The following is a 19,456-nucleotide window of genomic DNA, read 5'->3' on the forward strand; positions in this document are numbered from 1 at the left end:
GTTTTTTTGCGAGGAGGATTATGTTTAGTTTTGAGTGTAAAAGCTCAAAAGAGTACGGTGGCGAAAGCAAGAAGGATACACCTGTTCCCATGCCGAACACAGAAGTTAAGCTTCTTAACGCCGAAAGTAGTTGGTGGGCAACTGCCTGCGAGGAAAGGAAGCTGCCGTGCTCTTTTTTAATATTCCGGCTTAGCTCAGTTGGTAGAGCGCTTGACTGTTAATCAAGATGTCGTCAGTTCGAGTCTGACAGCCGGAGTGCTTTGTATGGAATGTTGTCCGAGCGGCTTAAGGAGCATGATTGGAAATCATGTATACGGGCTTATACCTGTATCGAGGGTTCAAATCCCTCACATTCCGTAAATATATATGAATTGGAACTATGTTAACATAGTTCCTTTTTTTCTACCTAATTTTTCATATATAATGGAGAAAGGGAGGAAATATCGTGAAGCTACGAAAACTAATTCCATTTCTATTTTTAATATCTCTATTAGCTATAACATTTTCCGCTTGTTCGACAAAGGGAGAAGAGAATACTGCTAAGCATAGAGTTAATATTGTAACTTCTACTAATATTTATGCAGATATTGCTAAAAATATAGTTGGTAAACATGGTCATGTACAAGCTATTATAAAAAACGGCGATACAGATCCACATGATTTTGAGCCTACGACTGGCTCTGCCAAAGAAGTAGCTAATGCTAATATTGTTATTGCCAACGGTCTAGGATATGATGACTGGATGACTAATTTAGCCAATGCTAATGATATTCATGTGGTTAAAGTTGGTAATCAATTGATGGGATTAAAACAGGGGGATAATCCTCATATTTGGTATAACTTAAACATGCCTAAAAAGTATGTTGATTATCTAGTTAAAACAGCAAGTAAAATTGATCCAAAACATGCAGCATATTTTAAGTCTAATGCTGCAAGCTATTTGCAAAAGATTGATAGTATAAAGAAAATTGCTGCTAAAATTAATGGGCGTGAAGATAAAGCGGTTTATGTTAGTGAGCCCGTGTTTGATTATGCACTAGAACGGTGTCATTTTAAGATTGGCAATCAGGCATTTGAAGAAGCTGTAGAAAATGAAACGGATCCGAGTGCGCAAGTTATTCATGAGATGCAAGTCAAAATTAAAGCTAGAAAAATTGCTTTCTTTGTTAATAATATTCAAGCATCAAGTAGTACAGTTAGTGGCATGGTTAAACTAGCAGAGCAACATAATATTCCAGTTCTCGATGTAAGGGAAACAATGCCTAATGGAATTAGTTATTATTACTGGATGAAAGCGAATTATCAAAAATTATTTGAAATTTTTTTAAAATAACTATTGCATAATTAGGGACTATCAGGTAATATAATAAACGTTGTGATTGAGAGATCACGGTGGTAATAACTAATAAAAATAAATAAAAAAAGTTCTTGACTTTTAAAACATGATTAGTTATTATAATAAAGTGCTCTTGATTAAGAGATATGACCCGTTGGTCAAGTGGTTAAGACACGGCCCTTTCACGGCCGTAACATGGGTTCAAATCCCGTACGGGTCACTAATGGAGGATTAGCTCAGCTGGGAGAGCATCTGCCTTACAAGCAGGAGGTCACAGGTTCGAGCCCTGTATCCTCCATTGTTCGGGACTACCGCCGCCGCGGTAGTCTTTTTTTATGCAAAAAGAACGAACAAGCAAAATTATTATTTTATCGGTTCAAGTCCTGAGAGGATTCACTATGATTAGTGAAGATGCCTTGTAACCGAATAGCTAATGTCTATATAGGGGGACTAATATGGAAAGACGTTTGTTTACTTCAGAATCAGTTTCTGAAGGACATCCGGATAAAGTTGCTGATCAGATTTCTGATGCAATTTTAGATGCGATGTTAAAGAAGGATCCTAATTCACACGTAGCTTGTGAAACGATCGTAACTACTGGGATGGTTTTTGTCTTTGGTGAAATTTCTACCAACGCTTATGTTGATATTCAAGATGTAGTGCGGAAGACTATTTTGAAGATCGGCTATGATCGTCCAGAATTAGGTTTTGATGGCAATAACTGTGCTGTGATGGTTGACATCGATGAGCAATCACCTGATATTGCTGGTGGGGTTGATCACTCACTTGAAACTAGAGAAAACAAGTCTGATAACGATGAATTGGATCAAATTGGTGCTGGTGACCAAGGTTTGATGTTTGGCTTTGCGATTAAAGAGACACCTGAACTCATGCCATTACCAATTTCGCTTGCTCATCGTTTAATGAGACGTGTTGCTGCTTTGAGAAAAGACCATACTTTAGATTGGCTTCGTCCGGATGCTAAGGCTCAAGTCACTGTTGAATATGATGGAAACAATAAGCCATTAAGAGTGGATACTGTTGTTATCTCTACTCAAACTGATGCAGAAGTTTCTAATGAAGAAATCCATCGGGCAATGATTGATTTAGTCATTAAGGAAGTTATTCCGGCCAAGTACCTAGATGAAAAGACTAAGTTTTTGATTAATCCGTCAGGGCGTTTTGTTATTGGAGGTCCAAAGGGCGATTCTGGTTTAACTGGTCGTAAGATTATCGTTGATACCTATGGTGGTTACGCTCGCCACGGCGGTGGTGCATTTTCAGGTAAGGATCCAACAAAGGTTGACCGTTCAGCTAGTTATGCAGCTCGTTATGTCGCTAAAAATATTGTGGCTGCCGGCCTTGCTTATCGCTGTGAAGTTCAATTGGCTTATGCAATTGGTGTAGCTCACCCAGTTTCAATTATGATTGATACTGCGGGTACTGGTAAGGTTGACGATGATTTGTTAACTGAAGCAGTACGCAATGTTTTTGATCTTCGTCCAGCCGGTATCATTAAGATGCTTGACCTTCGTCGTCCAATCTATGAACAAACGGCCGCATACGGTCACTTTGGTAGAACAGACGTTGATTTGCCATGGGAAAAGACTGATAAAACACAAGATTTGCTTGATTATATTAAAAATAAAAAGAGGAAGTAAAAAAGAATGAAAAAAACAAACGTGCCTATAGTCACGCTTGCGATTTTTATGACAACTTTTATGACTGCCATTGAAGGGACAATTGTTTCTACTGCAATGCCAACCATAGTTTCTGACCTAGATGGGCTCGAGATTATGAATTGGGTTGTATCAATTTTCTTGCTAATGACGGCCGTTTCAACTCCTTTATATGGAAAACTGGCGGATAGCATTGGGCGGAAGCCAGTTTTTTTGTTTGGAATTGCGTTGTTTGTCATAGGCTCATCGCTGTGTGGACTTGCACAAAATATGGTGGAGCTTATCTTATTCAGAGTAATTCAGGGATTAGGTTCTGGCGCGGTTCAGCCAGTTGCCATCACCATTATTGCGGATTTATATGCTCTGCAAAAAAGAGCGAAAATGTTAGGTCTTAACTCTGGTTTTTGGGGAGTAGCATCAGTTATTGCACCGCTATTAGGTGGCTTTATAGTTCAGCATCTATCATGGCACTGGGTTTTCTACATCAATGTGCCAATTGGAATAATTGCCTTTTTGCTAGTAATTTTTTGTTTGCAAGAGCCTAAACATAGCTCTAAGCCTAAGTTAGATTTGCAGGGAACCATTTGGTTAGTAATTTTATTGCTAGCTTTGATGTTTTTCTTACAAGATTTAGGTTCAAACACTAATATCGCCATAATGGCCGCTCTAGCCGTTTTAGTGGTAATTAGTATAATTATGTTCTTTAGAGCAGAAAAGCGCGCAGTTGATCCAATAATGCCACTCACTATGTTAAAAGATAAGGAGTTCCTTGCAATTAACCTGATTACGTTATTGATTTCTGGCGTAGTAATCGGCTTTGAATTTTACATTCCTACCTGGATGCAAGGTATTAATGGTACTAATCCATCTCTAGCCGGTTTTGCTGTAACGCCTAGTTCATTAATGTGGATTGTGGGTTCATTCTTGATTGGTGGAATGCTCGGCCGCTGGGGGATTAAAAAGACATATGATTATATGTTATTGGTTTTAGTTGTGGCCGATTTGGTTTTGATTTTAGTGCCGATTTACACATCATTCTGGGTCTTCTGTGTTATTGCTGCCTTTAATGGGACCGCCTTTGGTGCGATTACGACAGCTTCACAGGTGAGATCGCAGGTTTTGGTTCCGAAGGATGACATAGGTGTTGCCACTTCGTTTAATACGCTGATGAAGTATCTGGGACAGACAATGATGGTTTCTATCTACGGGATTGCTTTTAACACGATGGTAGCTCATGGATTAAATAAGAGACTTGGGTTGAATCAGGAAATGATGAATAAAATTGTTTCGGCAGAAAACGCTAAAAGTTTGGCTGCTAATGTAGTGCCGCAACTGCGGCAGGTCCTGTTAGGCGGTTTAAAAGCCGTTTACGTTGTTTCGATGATTGTCATTGTAGTCTCAATTGTGTTGAATCAACTGTATCGAGATCGAAAATTGAAGAAAAATTAGGTTAATGAGCCACATGCAAAGTAGAGCATGTGGCTTTTTTACTGGAAATTTAATTTCAGCATTTTTATTATATCTACATATATTGAAATATTATTTCTATGAAAGTAAAATAGAGTTAAAAGCAAGGTGATTAAATGAATGTTAGAGATAGAATTTTAGAGAATTATACAGAGTTAAAAAAATCATCACGTATTATTGCTGATGCGGTACTTGAAAATCCAAAAATTTTGTTAAATAAAAATGCTAAAGAAATAGGGAATTATACTAATACATCTGCAGCATCAGTAATTCGTTTTTGTAAGCAATTAAATTATAAAGGGTTAAAGGACTTTCAAATCGATTTAGCTCAAAGTACTGTCAAACAGTCACAACTTAAGCCAATAGATATGATTGTAACTAAAGATGACAAAGCTGATGAAGTTATGACTAAATTAAGGGTTAGTTTGAGTCAAAACTTTGAAGATTTATCTAAGACTATTGATATCAAGGATTTACAAAAAGCTGTATCCTTAATTAAAAAAAGTCGAGCTGTGTATATAGCTGGTATTGGGGCTTCAAGCTTTTCTGCTAAGGATCTTTTTTATAAACTCATTAGAAGTGGAAAAACGGTTTTTTATAATGATGATGTCCACATTGCATTAGAGAGAATATACTATTCAACGCCAAAAGATGTCATGATATGTTTTTCTTATAGCGGATTGACTCAGGAACTATTACTTGCAGTTAAACAAGCTAAAAAAAATAAAACACCAATTGTTGCAGTGACTAGAAAATCCGAATCCCCTTTGAGTAAATTAGCAGATATAAATTTAAAATTACCGGATCATGAATCGCTGATGAGAGTTGGTGCTATAAATTCAACTTTTGCTCAAATGTTTATTTCAAATGTGCTTTATTTATGCTCAATTTCAAGTGATTTAGGTGAGGTAAAACAAGAAATGGAGGCTACAGGAAAGCTTCTCGAAAAATTAAAAGAAAGGAATGATTAATATGAATATCAAGGATTTAACTACAGAGAAAAGAAACAGTGCAACTATGCATATCGATAATATGTCAACTTTAGATATGGTTAAAACTATTAATAAAGAAGATCAGAAAGTTGCTGAAGCAGTAGGAACTCAGGAGGAGCAAATTGCTCAGGCAATTGACATGGCTTCTAAGAAATACCATGATGGTGGACGATTAATATATATTGGAGCTGGCACTAGTGGAAGATTAGGTATATTAGATGCAGTAGAGTTAGTACCAACGTATGGAATTAGCCCTGATCATGCAATAGGATTAATTGCTGGCGGTAAAACTGCAATGTATTTAGCTGTTGAAGGTGCAGAAGATTCAGAATCACTTGCTGCTGAAGACTTAGGTAAGCTAAATTTAACTAGTAAAGATGTAGTTCTAGGATTAGCTGCTAGTGGTCGAACGCCATATGTTATTGGAGGATTAGACTATGCACAAAAAATCGGTGCAGGGACAATTTCAATTGCCTGTGTTAATAATAGTTTAATTGGAAAACATGCAGAAATAGCTATTGAAGCTGTAGTAGGGCCTGAAGTAATTACTGGATCAACTAGAATGAAAGCAGGAACTGCACAAAAGATGATCTTAAATACGATTTCAACGGGCGTAATGATTAAACAAGGAAAAGTTTATCAAAATGTTATGATTGATGTCTTGCCTACTAATAAAAAGCTAGTAAATCGAGCAATTAGAATTATTACGTCAGTTACTAACGTATCAATAGAGCAGGCGAAAGATGTCTTGCTTAAAGCTGATAAAAATGTAGGATTAGCAATTGTTATGGCAAAAACAGGGTTAAATAGTGATGATGCAAGTAAACTATTAGAAAAAAATAATAACAATGTCAGCCAAGTTTTAAATAATTAGCTATACTTTGAAATTAAATTTCAAAAATCATTGATTATATGTCTTAAAAGTGATATTTTGGTATTGAAGTAAGCGCTTACTAATAAAGAATAATGAAATATTATTTCTATTTGTACAAAAATTGCATATTAGTGATTGCTTTTTCAAAAGAGTTTTGATAATACTACTTTGCTAATGAATATTAGTAATAAGTAAGGGAGGGAGAATAATGAAACATCGCAATTTTTTATTAGTTGCTCTTTCAGTTTTACTTTTAGGAGCAGGCTTAACTGGATGCAGTCAGAAAAAAGAGGCTACAGCTACTCCGGCTGTTACACCTCATAAGAGTCAAGTTGTTACAACAACTATGTATTCGAAAAAATTACATATGGATTGGAATTATGATGTATATTTACCAGCAGGTTACAATCCAAAAAGCAGTAAAAGATATCCTGTTTTATATATGTTGCATGGAATCTATGGTAATCATAGAAACTTGCTAGAAAGATTTAATTCTCAACAAATTCTTGATGGAGAAATTCATCGCTGTAATAAAAAGATGATCGTAGTTTTTGTTGATGGCTTTAATAGCTTTTATATTAATCAAAAGCAAGGTGGGATGCAGATGGAAAGTGCCATCGTTGATGACATGGTCCCTACTATTAATAAATTGTATAAGACAGAAACCAATCCTAAACATGTAGGTATTGGTGGTATCTCAATGGGTGGATATGGTGCTGCCAGATTGGCTTTGAAATATCCAGATATTTTTGGAAATGGTGTTCTAATTTCTCCTGCAGTTTGGTACCGTTTGCCAAATAACAACCCAATTAAAACTTCACAGCATGCTTTTCAAGATGGAAAAAGTAACTGGGATTGGAAATTTTATGATAGTGTATTTCCAACTAGGTACATTAATAGTAAATCAGAGAAAGATAAGTTCTTTGTAGAGACTACTTCAAGTGATACTACCGTTCCAGTAAAAAATGTCGATCGCTTTGTGAAAACTCTTAAAAACCATGACATTAGTGTTAAGTTTGTAAGAGACAACGGTGGCAACCATAATTGGGCTTATTGGACTTCAGCAGCTCCACAAGCTTATCAATGGGCATTAGATAATTTAAATTAGGAGGTGTAAAAAATGAGCAAAGATAGTGAATTAGCCAGCAGCATTTTGAATGATATTGGTGGTAAAGACAACGTTTCCGCAGTTATTTCATGTATGACTCGTCTACGGATTAGTGTTAAAGATGATTCAAAAATTAATTTAGATCAGTTAAAGCGGCTTAATGGAGTTTTAGGAGTAGTTCAGTCTGAAACTTTACAAGTTGTACTGGGACCGGGAAAGGTTACTAAAGTTGGAACTGAATTTAGTAAATTAGCCGGTGTGCCACTTGGAGAAGAAGGCGGCGATGATTCCAATGAAACATTAGATGAAGTTAAAGCTAGAGCTCAAAAAAATAAAGCGGCACAAAAAGCTAAACATGATAAGCCTTTACAACGTGGATTGCATCATATTGCTAATGTTTTTATTCCTTTACTTCCAGGAATTATTGCTGCAGGTTTAGTCAATGGTATCTGCAATGTTATTGATTATCAATCTGGTAGTGCTTTTGCCAATGATTGGTGGTATTTAACTATTAAAACAATAGGATGGGGACTATTTGCATTCTTACCAATCTTTGTAGGGATGAATGCAGCTAAAGAATTTAAAGGTAGTGCAATTCTAGGTGGAATTGGTGGTGTATTCTGTTTAAATTTAACAGGTTTTGCTGCGTACCCTTTAAATTCACTGGCAGTATCAATGCCATTCACTAATAAGCCATATGTTGCTGGTGTTGGTGGTTTGCTTACCGCACTGTTTATGGGGATCTTTATCGCATGGACAGAAAGACAGATTAGAAAGTTTATGCCTAATGCTTTAGATACATTCTTAACACCTCTTTGCACCCTGATTTTTTGTGGTTTAATTTCAGTGGTTTTCTTACAACCAGTTGGTGGTTGGCTAACCAATATTATTTACGTGGCTATGGACTTCTTATATGATAAGTTAAGCTGGTTCGGCGGTTATATTTTATCGTCAACTTTCTTAGCATTAGTATCTGTTGGTTTGCATCAAGCTTTAACGCCAATTCATGTTATGCTGAATGACCCTACTGGTCCAACTCATGGAATTAACTATTTACTTCCTATTTTAATGATGGCCGGAGGTGGTCAAGTTGGTGCTGGTTTTGCTCTTTGGCTTAAGAGCAAAAATAAGCGTTTTAAAAATATGGTTATGAGTTCAATTCCTGTAGCTATTTTAGGAGTTGGTGAACCATTAATGTATGCTGTGACCTTACCATTAGGACGTCCATTTATTACGGCTTGTCTTGGTGCTGGTTTCGGTGGTGTTGCAGCATCATTATTCCATTTAGGTACTGTCTCACAGGGGGTATCTGGATTATTTGGACTGTTAATTATGCAGCCAGGTCAACAGGTTGAATTCTTGATTGCTTTGTTAATTTCTTATGTAGGTGGCTTTGTTTTAACATGGTTCTTTGGAATAGATGAAGCAAGAATTAATGAAGTCTTTCCTGAATGATAAAATTAAAGAAATAATTGAAATCATTGTAACTATTACAATGATTTTTATTTTTAACGGAGAAGAAAAAATGCTAGGAATATCTGTATATTTCCAAGATTATGATGAAAACTATTTGAAAAAAGCAGCTCAAGCTGGTGCAAAATACGTTTTTACGTCACTTCAGATTCCAGAAGAAGATTATTCAGATCTGGATCAAAAATTACCTGAATTCTTTGAACTGTGTAATGAATTGGGGCTTGAAGTAATTCCCGATGTTTCTCCAGCAACTTTGGAAAAGCTAGGAATTAAAGAAGGCGATTTTGAAGCTCTAAAAGATAAGGGATTCAAGGCTTTAAGATTAGATTATGGTTTTGATGACTTTGATTTAATCAAAAAGCTACAAAAAAATTTCTTTATTTTACTAAATGCAAGTGTTGTGTCACTGGATTATTTAGATCGCGCTAGAAATGCAGGAGTTGATTTTAATAAATTAGCTCTAACGTATAATTTCTATCCACATACTGATACAGGTATGGGATGGTCAGATTTTAAACGGAAAAATTGGATGTTGAAGGATTATGGCTTAAGAACTCAAGCTTTTGTTCCTGGGGATGCACTTAAACGTTTTCCATTGTATGAGGGTTTGCCAACTGTAGAAAAGCATCGTGGAGTTTCACCTTACGTTGCAGCTGTTGAATTAATTCATGAGGCGAATGTAGATGATGTGTTTATTGGTGATAGCCAGGCTTCAATCAAAAATCTCCAATATATTGTAGATTACCAAAAAGATAAGACTTTAAACTTAGAATGCTCTTTATTGCCACAGTATCAACAACTGTATGATCAAGTGATTGAAGTAAGAAAAGCTGATTCGATTAAGTTTATCTAGAAAACCTGATATTCCAGTTTGCAATACTTTAAATAGGCATAGGGGCACTATTACAATGCAAAACAAATTGGCGCAAAGATATAGTGGTGAAGTTAGTTTGATTAAGTCGAATTTGCTTTTTGAAGCACGTAGTAATGTGATTGGCTTTATTTCGCCTGAGTATGTGAATTTGCTTGATTTTATTGATTCGAATACGAAAATTATTTTTAAAAAGATGTCTTAAAGAAAAATTTATAAAATAACAACTAAATAAATTTAAAAAAATCAAAAATATTTTCATGATGAAAATAATAAAAATAAAGAAAAAAAGGACCAGTTTGTAGTGACCCTCGAAATTCGGACATGAATCTCGAGGGTTTTACTATGTCTAAACTAACTAAAAAGGATAAAATTCATATTTTTGAAGAATGGACTTTAGAAAATAAACGTGGAACGTACTTAAGTAAGAAATATGGTATCAGAAGAGAAAAGGTAAATTATCTAATAAATTTAATTAAAATTCATGGCTTATCAGTACTTGATAAATCTTATACGCATTACTCAAAAGAGTATAAAGAACATGCCATAAAAAGAGTGCTTTTAGGAAATGAATCGATTAATGCAGTAGCACTTGATCTAGGTTTGCCTGGTAATGGTATGTTAAGCAATTGGATTCGCTCTTACAAAGAAAATGGATATAATGTCGTTATCAAGAAGAAAGGACGACGAATCCATGAGCAAGAAAGAGTTAAACGAATTAGAACGGCTCAAGCAAGAAAACGCCAAGTTGCGTCGCCAGAATTTAAAGCTTACTGTCGAAAACGCATATATAAAAAAATTGGATGCCTTGGTTCAAAAAAGAAAGAGCCAACCAAAACAGAAATAGCACAAGCTGTTACCGAATTGAGGCATGAACTGGGGCTCGCAGTAAAGAAGATCATTGAAATTATTAACGCTAATGAAGATCTGCCGCACATCTCGCGCAGTAACTACTATGACGTTTATACTCGTGAGGATAAGGATCAAGTTCATCATAGTGATGTGATGATGCGCATTCGGGAGATCTATGATGAGATTAAGAATCGTTATGTTGCCCCAGGTTATCGTCGTATTACACATATTTTGCATCGTGAAGGCTATCAGATTAATCGTAAAACTGTTAATCGTTTAATGCGCAAAATGGATTTGTACGGTTATGTGATGAAGCGTAGACATCCATATAGCAGCTATCAAGGAGATATTAAAGGCAGAATCAAACCAGACTTAATTAAACGCAAATTCTTTGCTTTAAGACCGAATATGAAATGGTATACCGATATTACCGAATTCAATCTAAGGGGTAAGAAACTCTATTTATCACCTATCATTGATGGCTGCGGACGTGATATCGTTGCTTATAATATTTCTCGTCATCCTAATCTGAAACAAGTGATGTCAATGTTGGATGATGCTTTTAAAACTAATCAGGCACTAAATGGTTTAATCTTTCATACAGATCGAGGCTGGCAATACCAACACAAGGCTTATCAACATGAACTAGCTATTCGCGGTATTGAACAAAGCATGTCTAGAAAAGGCTGTTCTCCAGATGATGGCTTAATGGAGGGCTTCTTTGGCATTCTCAAACGTGAAATGTTCTATGGTCAGGAGAAGAAATATGCTTCACTTGACGAATTAGAGCAAGCTATCAGAAAATATATAGACTATTACAATACGGAAAGAACTAAGGATAAACTAAAAGAACTTACTCCGATAGAATATCGGAATAAGTCCTTAGTCGCATAATATCAATAAAGTGTCCGAAAAATGCGGGTCACTACAGTTTGGTCCTTTTTTAGTACTTTTTTTGCGGTTGGAATAAATCTATATTTGACAATGCTATAATTATAAATGGAAAGTGACTTAAAAATAAGATAACACTATTGAAAGCGCATTACTTGCCTCCTTGCAAGTAAATTTAAGTAGCAGTAAACTTAAATTGGATAAAATAGTATTTGTTATTATTAATGACAGAGACTAGTAATGCAAGTCAGAATATGGGGGCGTAAAAATGGATATTACTAGTTTAGCAAGATTCCAATTTGCTATGACGACGATCTTTCACTTTTTCTTCGTGCCATTTTCAATTGGTACGATATTCGTTGTCGCAATTATGGAATCAATGTATGTTCATACAGGCAAGCCTGAATATAAAAAGATGACCAAGTTTTGGGCTAATATCTTTTTATTGAGTTTTGCCGTTGGTGTTGTAACCGGTATCATTCAAGAATTCCAATTTGGTATGAATTGGTCCGATTATTCTAGATTCATGGGGGACATCTTTGGTGCTCCACTTGCTTTTGAAGCATTGTTGTCATTCTTTATTGAATCTACCTTTATTGGTTTGTGGATGTTTACTTGGGATAAAGTGGGGAAGAAATTACACTTATTCTTTGGATGGATGATCGTCTTTGGGACAATGACTTCTGCATTATGGATTTTAACAGCAAACTCCTTCATGCAGCATCCCGTCGGCTTTGCTTTACGCAACGGTCGTGCCGAAATGGCTGACTTTGGAGCACTTCTTAAGAATCCACAATTAATGTATGAATATGGTCACGTAATTGTTGGTGCACTTTTAACTGGTACTACAATTTTGACTGGGTTAGCTGCTTTCCAACTATTGAAGAAACGTAACCTTTCAGACATTAACAAGAAGATCTATCGTAAGACAATTCGTTTAGGCTTAATCTTAATGTTAATTTTCTCAGCTGGTGAAATTGCTGTGGGTGATATGCAAATGCAATATACTTTGCATGATCAACCAATGAAGTTCGCCGCAACTGAAGCTGTTTATAAGACAACTGGAGAAAAGGCTCCATGGACGGTAGTTGCAATTGCTAATCCAAAGACCCATGAAGTTAAGGGAATTGATATTCCAGACATGTTAAGTATTCTTTCTTACCACAAGACTACTGGTTCTGTAAAAGGTATGGAAGAAATTAACAAAGAACTTGAAAAGAAGTATGGTACACATATTGATGGTCGCAAGATGGACTACTATGTACCAGTTAATACTTTATTCTGGTCCTTCAGAGTAATGTGTGGTTTTGCTGCATTATTATTCTTGATGGCAATTGTTGGTTTAATCATGACTCGTAAGAATAAAGAAACCCTTTATAACCATCGTTGGCTATTATGGATCTTCGCACTTCTTACATTCTCACCATTCCTGGTCAACACTGCTGGTTGGTTAATCACTGAACTAGGCCGTGCACCATGGACAGTTTATGGTCTATTCACTATTGATCAAAGTGTTTCACCGAATGTTTCAGTGGCTTCACTTTTGACTTCAAATATTGTTTACTTCTGCTTGTTTACTGTTTTGGCAATTATCATGATTGCATTGGTTGTTCGCTTCTTGCACAACGATCCAGATGAATATGATAAGGCTCAAGAGGCAAGCAAAGTAGTTGATCCGTTCTCAAAGGGGGCCATCTAAAATGTCATTTTTACAAATACTTTGGTTCATTTTAATTGGAGTATTGTTCTCAGGCTTCTTCTTCCTCGATGGATTTGACTTCGGGGTAGGAATGGCTGTGAAGACATTAGCTCATAATGAACCTGAAAGAGATCAAATTGTTAGCACAATTGGACCAGTTTGGGATGGTAATGAAGTTTGGTTGATTACTGCTGGTGGTGCAATGTTTGCATCATTCCCATACTGGTATGCAACCTTATTCTCAGGTTACTATTTAATTTTATTATTGATCTTAGTTGGCTTAATTATTCGTGGTGTGTCATTTGAATTTAGAGCAAAATGTGCTCCATATCAAAAGAATATTTGGGATAATGCAATGGCGATCGGTAGCGTAATGGCCACCTTTCTCTTTGGGGTAATGTTTATCTCAATGATTAAAGGGATGCCAATCGATGCTAAAGGCAATATTTCAGCTAGCTTCTTTGACTACTTTAACTGGTTCTCAATCGTTGGTGGTATTGCTTTAACACTTCTTTGCTATTTACACGGCTTAAACTATATTACTATTAAAACTAAGGGCGTTATTTCAGATAGAGCACAAAACTATGCACAAGCTTTATACTGGGTACTCTACGTCGGTGAAGTGGTCTTTGCTTTATTATTGATTTTCCAAACCGACTTCATGAGAGTACATCCAATTGCAACTTTAATATGTTTAGTATTAATTGTCGGCTTCTCTGTGGCAGCACATGTAGCTACCTTTATCAATAAGCAAGGAATGGCTTTAGCTTGCAGTGGATTAACTCTGATCTCATTGGTTGCATTAATCTTCTGTGGCTTATTCCCAAGAGTAATGATTTCATCAATCAGTAGCAAGTATGATTTGCTTATTCATAGTGCATCATCATCTAACTACACTTTGATTGTTATGACTGTTGCTACTTGCATCTTGGTACCATGTGTCTTGGCTTACACCATCTGGGCATATTGGATTTTCCGCAAGCGGATTTCAATGCCAAGAATCGGAGAGGTTAAATAATGATTGATAAACAGCTATTTAAAATTGATGGCGCTGGTTCAATCTTAAAAAAACTTGCAGGGCTTGAGATTCTGCAAGCTTTTTTTATAGTAGGACAAGCCTTGGCACTAGCGTCAGTCTTAAGCAAATTGTGGGCAGGTCAACCTCTCGATTGGCTACTACTAATTACTTTTGCAGCTTGCTTTATCGCCAGACAATTGATCAGCACACTGAGAGATTCAATGTTAGAAAAATATTCCGGTCGGGTTGCAGAAGAATTAAGACAGCAGCTCTTAAATAAAGTCTTTCGTGATGGACAGGCTTTAGTACAAAAACAAGGAACCGGTAGTTTGATTACTATGTCCCTAGATGGTGTTGATGAGGTCAGGCAATACATCAAGTTAATCTACAGCAAAGTTTTAACAATGATGATTGTGCCAGTTTTAATCTTTGTCGGCATGCTGTTTTTAAGCTGGACATCAGCTGTGATTCTGCTAGTCATGTATCCTTTAATTGTCTTATTCATGATTATCCTAGGTCATGCTGCACAGGATCGAGCAATTAAACAATTTGGTAACTTTCAGGTTTTATCTAATAACTTTATTGATTCTTTAAGGGGAATTGATACGCTGAAGTATTTAGGCCTGAGTAAAAGATATTCCAAGTCAATTTTTAACTTGAGTGAGGGTTTTAGAAAAAAGACGATGGCGGTGCTAAAAGTAGCAATGCTTTCAACTTTTGCCTTAGACTTTTTCACTACCTTGTCTATTGCAATCATTGCTGTTTTTCTTGGTTTTGACTTGATGAATGGTAAAATTGCACTTTTTCCTGCTTTAGGAATTCTGATTCTGGCGCCAGATTATTTTTTGCCAATTCGAGATTTTGCGGGGGATTTCCATGCAACCTTGAATGGTAAAAATGCCTTTAAGCGGATCAACGAATTGATTAATCTGCCAGAGGAAAAAACTAATGATTTACCTTTAAAAACTTGGTCAGCTCAAGATCAATTGAAGATCAAGAACTTGAAGTTTACTTATCAAAAGGAAACCGAAATTGGACCGGTTTCATTACAAGTCCAAGGATTCAAGAAAATTGGCATTATCGGAATGAGCGGATCTGGTAAAACTAGTTTAATTAACCTGCTCAGCGGCTTTTTGACTCCGGATCAAGCGCAAATTGAACTACAAGGGCAGAAAACTACGACCATGAATATTCCTGCTTGGCAGCGTCAAATGACCTATATTCCGCAGGAGCCATACGTTTTTACTAAGAGCTTGCGTGAAAATATTGCTTTTTATAATCCGCAGGCAAGTGATGATGAAATTAAGCAGGCGATTCATATCATGGGTCTGGATGCCTTGTTAAATGATTTGCCTAACGGACTTGATACGGTGATTGGCCGCGGTAAGCGTGTCTTGTCTGGAGGTCAGTCACAAAGAATTGCCTTAGCGAGAGCATTTTTGGATCCTAAGCGAAAAATTATGATCTTCGATGAGCCGACTGCTCACTTAGATATCGAAACAGAAATTGACTTAAAGAAGCGGATGATGCCATTAATGCAAAATAAACTGGTCTTCTTTGCGACTCACAGACTGCATTGGTTAAAAGAAATGGACTATATTCTAGTGATGGATCACGGTCAATTGGTTGAGCAAGGAAGTTATGAGCAACTGCAAAAGAATCAAGGCTACTTCTGCAAGTTAATGGCAGGAATGAGAGGTGAAAACAATGATCAATAAGATTCCGGTTTTAAGAGCATTAAAAAATGATCGTTGGGTTCGCCCATATTTGGAAAAATATCGTAAAACGTTGATTTTGGCGATTGCACTGGGCATTTTAACTTTTGTCTGTGGTGGGGGCTTGATGTTCTGTGCTGGTTATTTGATCAGTCGCTCAGCAGCCAAACCTGAAAATATTTTGTTAATCTATGTGCCAATTGTCTTAACTAGAGCATTTGGGATTACGCGGCCAGCTGTCCGTTATTTTGAGCGGCTGGTTAGTCACAATTGGGTGCTCAAAATGACCTCCAAATTTAGACAACAGCTTTATGACTCATTGGAGCGCGATGCGACTATTTTTAATAGTAAGTATCAGCTAGGAAATATTCTGGGACTTTTGTCTGATGATGTCAGCCATATTCAAAACTTTTACCTAAGAACGATCTTTCCAATGTTTGTAGCTTGGGGCTTGTATGCAATTATCGTAATTGGCTTAGGCATCATTTCCCCACTGATGGGCATTTGGATGTTGATCCTGTTTTTCCTAATTATTTTCGCTATTCCTATTTGGTCAGTTTTAATCAATGGTGCGCGGCAAAGCTATGAAAAAACGGTTCAAGACAAGCTCTACGTTGACTTGACTGATAATGTGATGGGAGTAGATGACTGGATTTTGTCTGGCCGCAGCAAAGAATACTTGGCCTTGCACGTCAATGATCAAGATAAATTTTTGCAAATCAACGCGAAGATGAAAAAATTTGATCGCTGGCGCGACTTTGTTTTACAAATCTTCTGGGTGTTGGTAATTGTGAGCCTAGTAATTTGGGGTGCTGCCAGATTTGGCGGGCGTTCAACTTATTATACTAATTGGATTGCGGCATTTGCTTTGGCATTATTCCCGACTGTTGAGGCTTTTGCCAGTTTGCCGACTGCTGCTCAAGAGACGAATATCTACAAAGATTCGCTTAAGCGTTTGAATAATTTGCCAGCTCCTGATCGGACTAAGCATAAACCAATCAAATTAACCGCACCGTTTAATTTAGTATTAACTGATGTGCATTATGCCTACCCTCAAACTAATAAAGAGGTTTTGCATGGGATCAACTTAAATATACATGATGGTGAAAAGATTGCTATTTTGGGTCGTAGTGGTGCGGGTAAAAGTACTTTAGCTGCCTTGCTCAGAGGTGATCGAGTACCTACTAAAGGCCGAGTAACTTTAAATGGAATTGATACTAGCAAGTTTGGTGATCAAATGTCCAACTATTTTAGTATCATCAATCAAACGCCGTACTTGTTCAATACCACGATTGCTAATAACTTGCGGTTAGGTAATGAAGATGCCACAGATGAACAATTATGGGATGTTTTACGCCGAGTCGGTTTGGCCGAAATGGTTCAGAAATTAACGGATGGTCTTGATACGAAGGTAGATGAGGCAGGATTACGCTTTTCAGGTGGTGAACGCCATCGTTTAGCCTTAGCGCGAATCTTACTGAAGAATACGCCAATTGTCTTACTTGATGAGCCAACAGTTGGCTTGGATCCAATTACGGAGCAAGCTGTAATTAATATGTTTATTAAGGAATTATCCGGTAAAACTTTAATTTGGATTACACACCACTTGCAAGGAATTGATCAGATGGATCAAGTAATTTTTATTGAAGATGGACAAATTAATATGCAGGGTACACCGGAAAAATTATGGCAGACAGAGCCGCGTTATCGTGAATTGAAAAAGGCTGATTTAGGATTATAGAGGTTCATTATGCTAACGAATAAAGTGCCAGAACAAGATGTGCATGACCTGTTTACTAGGGTCGCGCCTAAGTATGATTTGATGAATAATATTGTTAGTTTAGGGATTCAAAAGAGTTGGCGTAAGAAATTTTTACGGCAGTTAGATTTAAATAAAAATTCTATTTGCTTAGATTTGTGTTGTGGTAGCGCTGATTCAACTATTGATTTGGCTAAAAAAGCTAAATTAGTGACTGGTCTAGATTTTAACCAGGAGATGTTGAAGATTGCCCAAAAAAAGATTCGTCAAAAGCAGCTGCAGTCCAAGATAAAGTTGATTGCAGGGGATGCAATGAATTTACCTTTTGCAGCTAATAGTTTTGATTGTGTAACTATTTGTTTTGGTCTACGCAATGTTCCTAATGCGGCCAAAACAATACAAGAAAGCTATCGTGTACTTAAGCCAGGTGGGCAATTTGCTGTTTTAGAAATGTCTCAGCCCACTAATGCATTAGTTAAATTGGGCTGGCAAGCTTATTTTAAAATTTTTCCGTATTTTGCTAAGTTGACACACGGTAATATCAAGGACTACCAGTATTTGTCAAAAACAAGTAAAGAATTTCTCTCGGCTGAGCAATTAAAAAAGCTACTTGAGCAAAATGGTTTTACTCGAGTAGCGGTTACTAAGTTAACTTACGGTGCAGGTGCGATTCATGTAGGACGCAAAGATTAAAGCGTTCGATTGACTAATTTACGCGTCATCTTTTTGAGCAAGACGGTCGCATTAGTTTGCGGCAGTTGGGCTAAGTTAGCTAATGCCCGATTAGTATATTGTTCAGCTAAGGCATGAGTTTCTTCAATGACTGAGCTGTTTAGCAAAATCTTTTGGATTTGTTCGATATCGTTTTTGCTCATTTGTCGCTTTTTTTCAAGTAGCGGTACTAATTGCTCTCGTAATTCCTTTTTGCTAAGAGCTAGCAGAATAGGTAGAGAGTAGACGCCGGTAGTCAAATCTTCTAGCGTTGGCTTGTTCAGGTGCTTACCGCCAGTGTAATCAAGAATGTCGTCAACAATTTGAAAAGCAATGCCTAAGTTTTCACCAAAGGAGGCTAAAGCTTGAGTAGTTTGCTCATCTCCATTGCCAAAATGACTCCCTTCTTCGGCAGCTAAACGAAAAAGTGCAGCTGTCTTTCCTTTAACATTAGTTAAGTAGTCGTTGAAATCTTGGCTTAGGTTAAAACGTTCAGCCATTTGGCCTAATTCGCCAGCCAGTAAATGATGCATTGTGTGAGCATTTTTGATCATGTAATCTTGTTCGGAAATGGCGTTCAAAATTAGGTCAAAAAAGTGCGTAAAAAGCAAGTCGCCAGCGTAAACTGCGGTGTCTTTGCCAAAACGGGCTTGGATGCTAATTTTACCGCGGCGCTCGTCAGAATCGTCAATGATATCATCATGAATTAATGAGGCCATATGCAAAATTTCGATTGATGAGGCAAGTTGAATAATTTGTTTTGATACAGTTTCTTTTTTGCTAGCAATTTGAGCTGACAAAATTAGTAAACTAGGCCGTAAATATTTACCACCGTTACTAGCCATTTCAAGGAGTGCATCTTGCAAGTCTGAATATGGAGTGCGGATGGTTGCCTGAATTAATTGATTAACTTCTTCAAGCGGTTTACGAATAAGTGGATATTTTTGCCAAGGTTGAGAGTTATTCATGATAGATTTCCTTATAATAGAGTTAACAGAATAGTGATCCTTT

Annotated in this window: 14 protein-coding genes, 4 tRNA genes, 1 rRNA gene, 1 pseudogene and 1 riboswitch; of the genes and pseudogenes, 19 read left to right on the top strand and 1 reads right to left on the bottom strand. The window is 36.8% G+C overall.

All coding sequences use genetic code 11. The features are described from left to right. The first annotated feature begins 53 nt into the window (after positions 1–53). From rrf to ubiE, 19 genes and pseudogenes are all read left to right on the top strand, one after another. Positions 54–170 (top strand): 5S ribosomal RNA (rrf, locus tag J6L97_RS02625). 13 nt (positions 171–183) lie between these two features. Beyond that, positions 184–256: transfer RNA gene (locus tag J6L97_RS02630), tRNA-Asn, on the top strand. 10 nt (positions 257–266) lie between these two features. Beyond that, positions 267–357 (top strand) — tRNA-Ser (locus tag J6L97_RS02635). An 88-nt stretch (positions 358–445) separates the two neighbouring features. Beyond that, the gene (locus J6L97_RS02640; RefSeq protein ID WP_013086793.1) at positions 446–1,333 is read left to right on the top strand and encodes a metal ABC transporter solute-binding protein, Zn/Mn family; all 888 of its coding nucleotides are present in this window, start codon (positions 446–448) and stop codon (positions 1,331–1,333) included. A 151-nt stretch (positions 1,334–1,484) separates the two neighbouring features. Next, a tRNA-Glu gene (locus tag J6L97_RS02645) sits at positions 1,485–1,556 on the top strand. 5 nt (positions 1,557–1,561) lie between these two features. Beyond that, positions 1,562–1,634: transfer RNA gene (locus J6L97_RS02650), tRNA-Val, on the top strand. Positions 1,635–1,705: 71 nt separating this feature from the next. After that, positions 1,706–1,794, top strand: a riboswitch (SMK box riboswitch). Continuing rightward, positions 1,792–2,997, top strand: coding sequence for a methionine adenosyltransferase (gene metK / locus J6L97_RS02655; protein ID WP_057726968.1), 1,206 nt, complete (start codon positions 1,792–1,794; stop codon positions 2,995–2,997). It overlaps the preceding riboswitch by 3 nt. A 6-nt stretch (positions 2,998–3,003) precedes the next feature. Next, positions 3,004–4,464 (top strand): MDR family MFS transporter, encoded by a 1,461-nt coding sequence (locus tag J6L97_RS02660; protein ID WP_057726967.1) that lies wholly within the window; start codon positions 3,004–3,006, stop codon positions 4,462–4,464. Between the two features lie 134 nt (positions 4,465–4,598). Further along, complete coding sequence (locus J6L97_RS02665; RefSeq protein WP_005725753.1) at positions 4,599–5,453, top strand: MurR/RpiR family transcriptional regulator; 855 nt, start codon at positions 4,599–4,601, stop codon at positions 5,451–5,453. 1 nt (position 5,454) lies between these two features. Next, complete coding sequence (gene murQ / locus J6L97_RS02670; protein ID WP_057726966.1) at positions 5,455–6,348, top strand: N-acetylmuramic acid 6-phosphate etherase; 894 nt, start codon at positions 5,455–5,457, stop codon at positions 6,346–6,348. A 208-nt stretch (positions 6,349–6,556) separates the two neighbouring features. Further along, positions 6,557–7,456: an alpha/beta hydrolase gene (locus J6L97_RS02675; RefSeq protein WP_057726965.1), complete on the top strand. Its 900-nt coding sequence runs from the start codon at positions 6,557–6,559 to the stop codon at positions 7,454–7,456. A 12-nt stretch (positions 7,457–7,468) separates the two neighbouring features. Beyond that, positions 7,469–8,911 (top strand): PTS transporter subunit EIIC, encoded by a 1,443-nt coding sequence (locus tag J6L97_RS02680; protein WP_005725654.1) that lies wholly within the window; start codon positions 7,469–7,471, stop codon positions 8,909–8,911. 70 nt (positions 8,912–8,981) lie between these two features. Further along, positions 8,982–10,005 (top strand): annotated as a pseudogene (locus J6L97_RS02685) (MupG family TIM beta-alpha barrel fold protein). Positions 10,006–10,145: 140 nt separating this feature from the next. Further along, complete coding sequence (locus tag J6L97_RS02690; RefSeq protein ID WP_013436946.1) at positions 10,146–11,546, top strand: IS3 family transposase; 1,401 nt, start codon at positions 10,146–10,148, stop codon at positions 11,544–11,546. A 265-nt stretch (positions 11,547–11,811) separates the two neighbouring features. Continuing rightward, on the top strand, positions 11,812–13,242 hold the full coding sequence (locus J6L97_RS02695) for a cytochrome ubiquinol oxidase subunit I (RefSeq protein ID WP_054832933.1): 1,431 nt from the start codon (positions 11,812–11,814) through the stop codon (positions 13,240–13,242). A 1-nt stretch (position 13,243) separates the two neighbouring features. Further along, positions 13,244–14,260, top strand: a complete 1,017-nt coding sequence (gene cydB / locus J6L97_RS02700; protein WP_013086785.1) for a cytochrome d ubiquinol oxidase subunit II — start codon at positions 13,244–13,246, stop codon at positions 14,258–14,260. Further along, positions 14,260–15,978, top strand: coding sequence for a thiol reductant ABC exporter subunit CydD (gene cydD / locus J6L97_RS02705; protein ID WP_057726872.1), 1,719 nt, complete (start codon positions 14,260–14,262; stop codon positions 15,976–15,978). Before cydB ends, cydD begins: the two co-directional genes overlap by 1 nt. After that, positions 15,968–17,716, top strand: coding sequence for a thiol reductant ABC exporter subunit CydC (gene cydC / locus J6L97_RS02710; RefSeq protein ID WP_057726871.1), 1,749 nt, complete (start codon positions 15,968–15,970; stop codon positions 17,714–17,716). Before cydD ends, cydC begins: the two co-directional genes overlap by 11 nt. A 9-nt stretch (positions 17,717–17,725) precedes the next feature. Next, positions 17,726–18,427 (top strand): bifunctional demethylmenaquinone methyltransferase/2-methoxy-6-polyprenyl-1,4-benzoquinol methylase UbiE, encoded by a 702-nt coding sequence (gene ubiE / locus J6L97_RS02715; protein ID WP_057726870.1) that lies wholly within the window; start codon positions 17,726–17,728, stop codon positions 18,425–18,427. On the opposite strand, the gene J6L97_RS02720 is transcribed toward ubiE, so the two are convergent. Further along, entirely contained in the window at positions 18,424–19,413 is a 990-nt protein-coding gene (locus tag J6L97_RS02720) for a polyprenyl synthetase family protein (RefSeq protein ID WP_005729410.1), read from the bottom strand. The genes ubiE and J6L97_RS02720 overlap by 4 nt on opposite strands. Positions 19,414–19,456 lie beyond the last annotated feature (43 nt).

It is taken from the genome of Lactobacillus crispatus (assembly GCF_018987235.1).
In the GTDB taxonomy this organism is placed as follows: domain Bacteria; phylum Bacillota; class Bacilli; order Lactobacillales; family Lactobacillaceae; genus Lactobacillus; species Lactobacillus crispatus.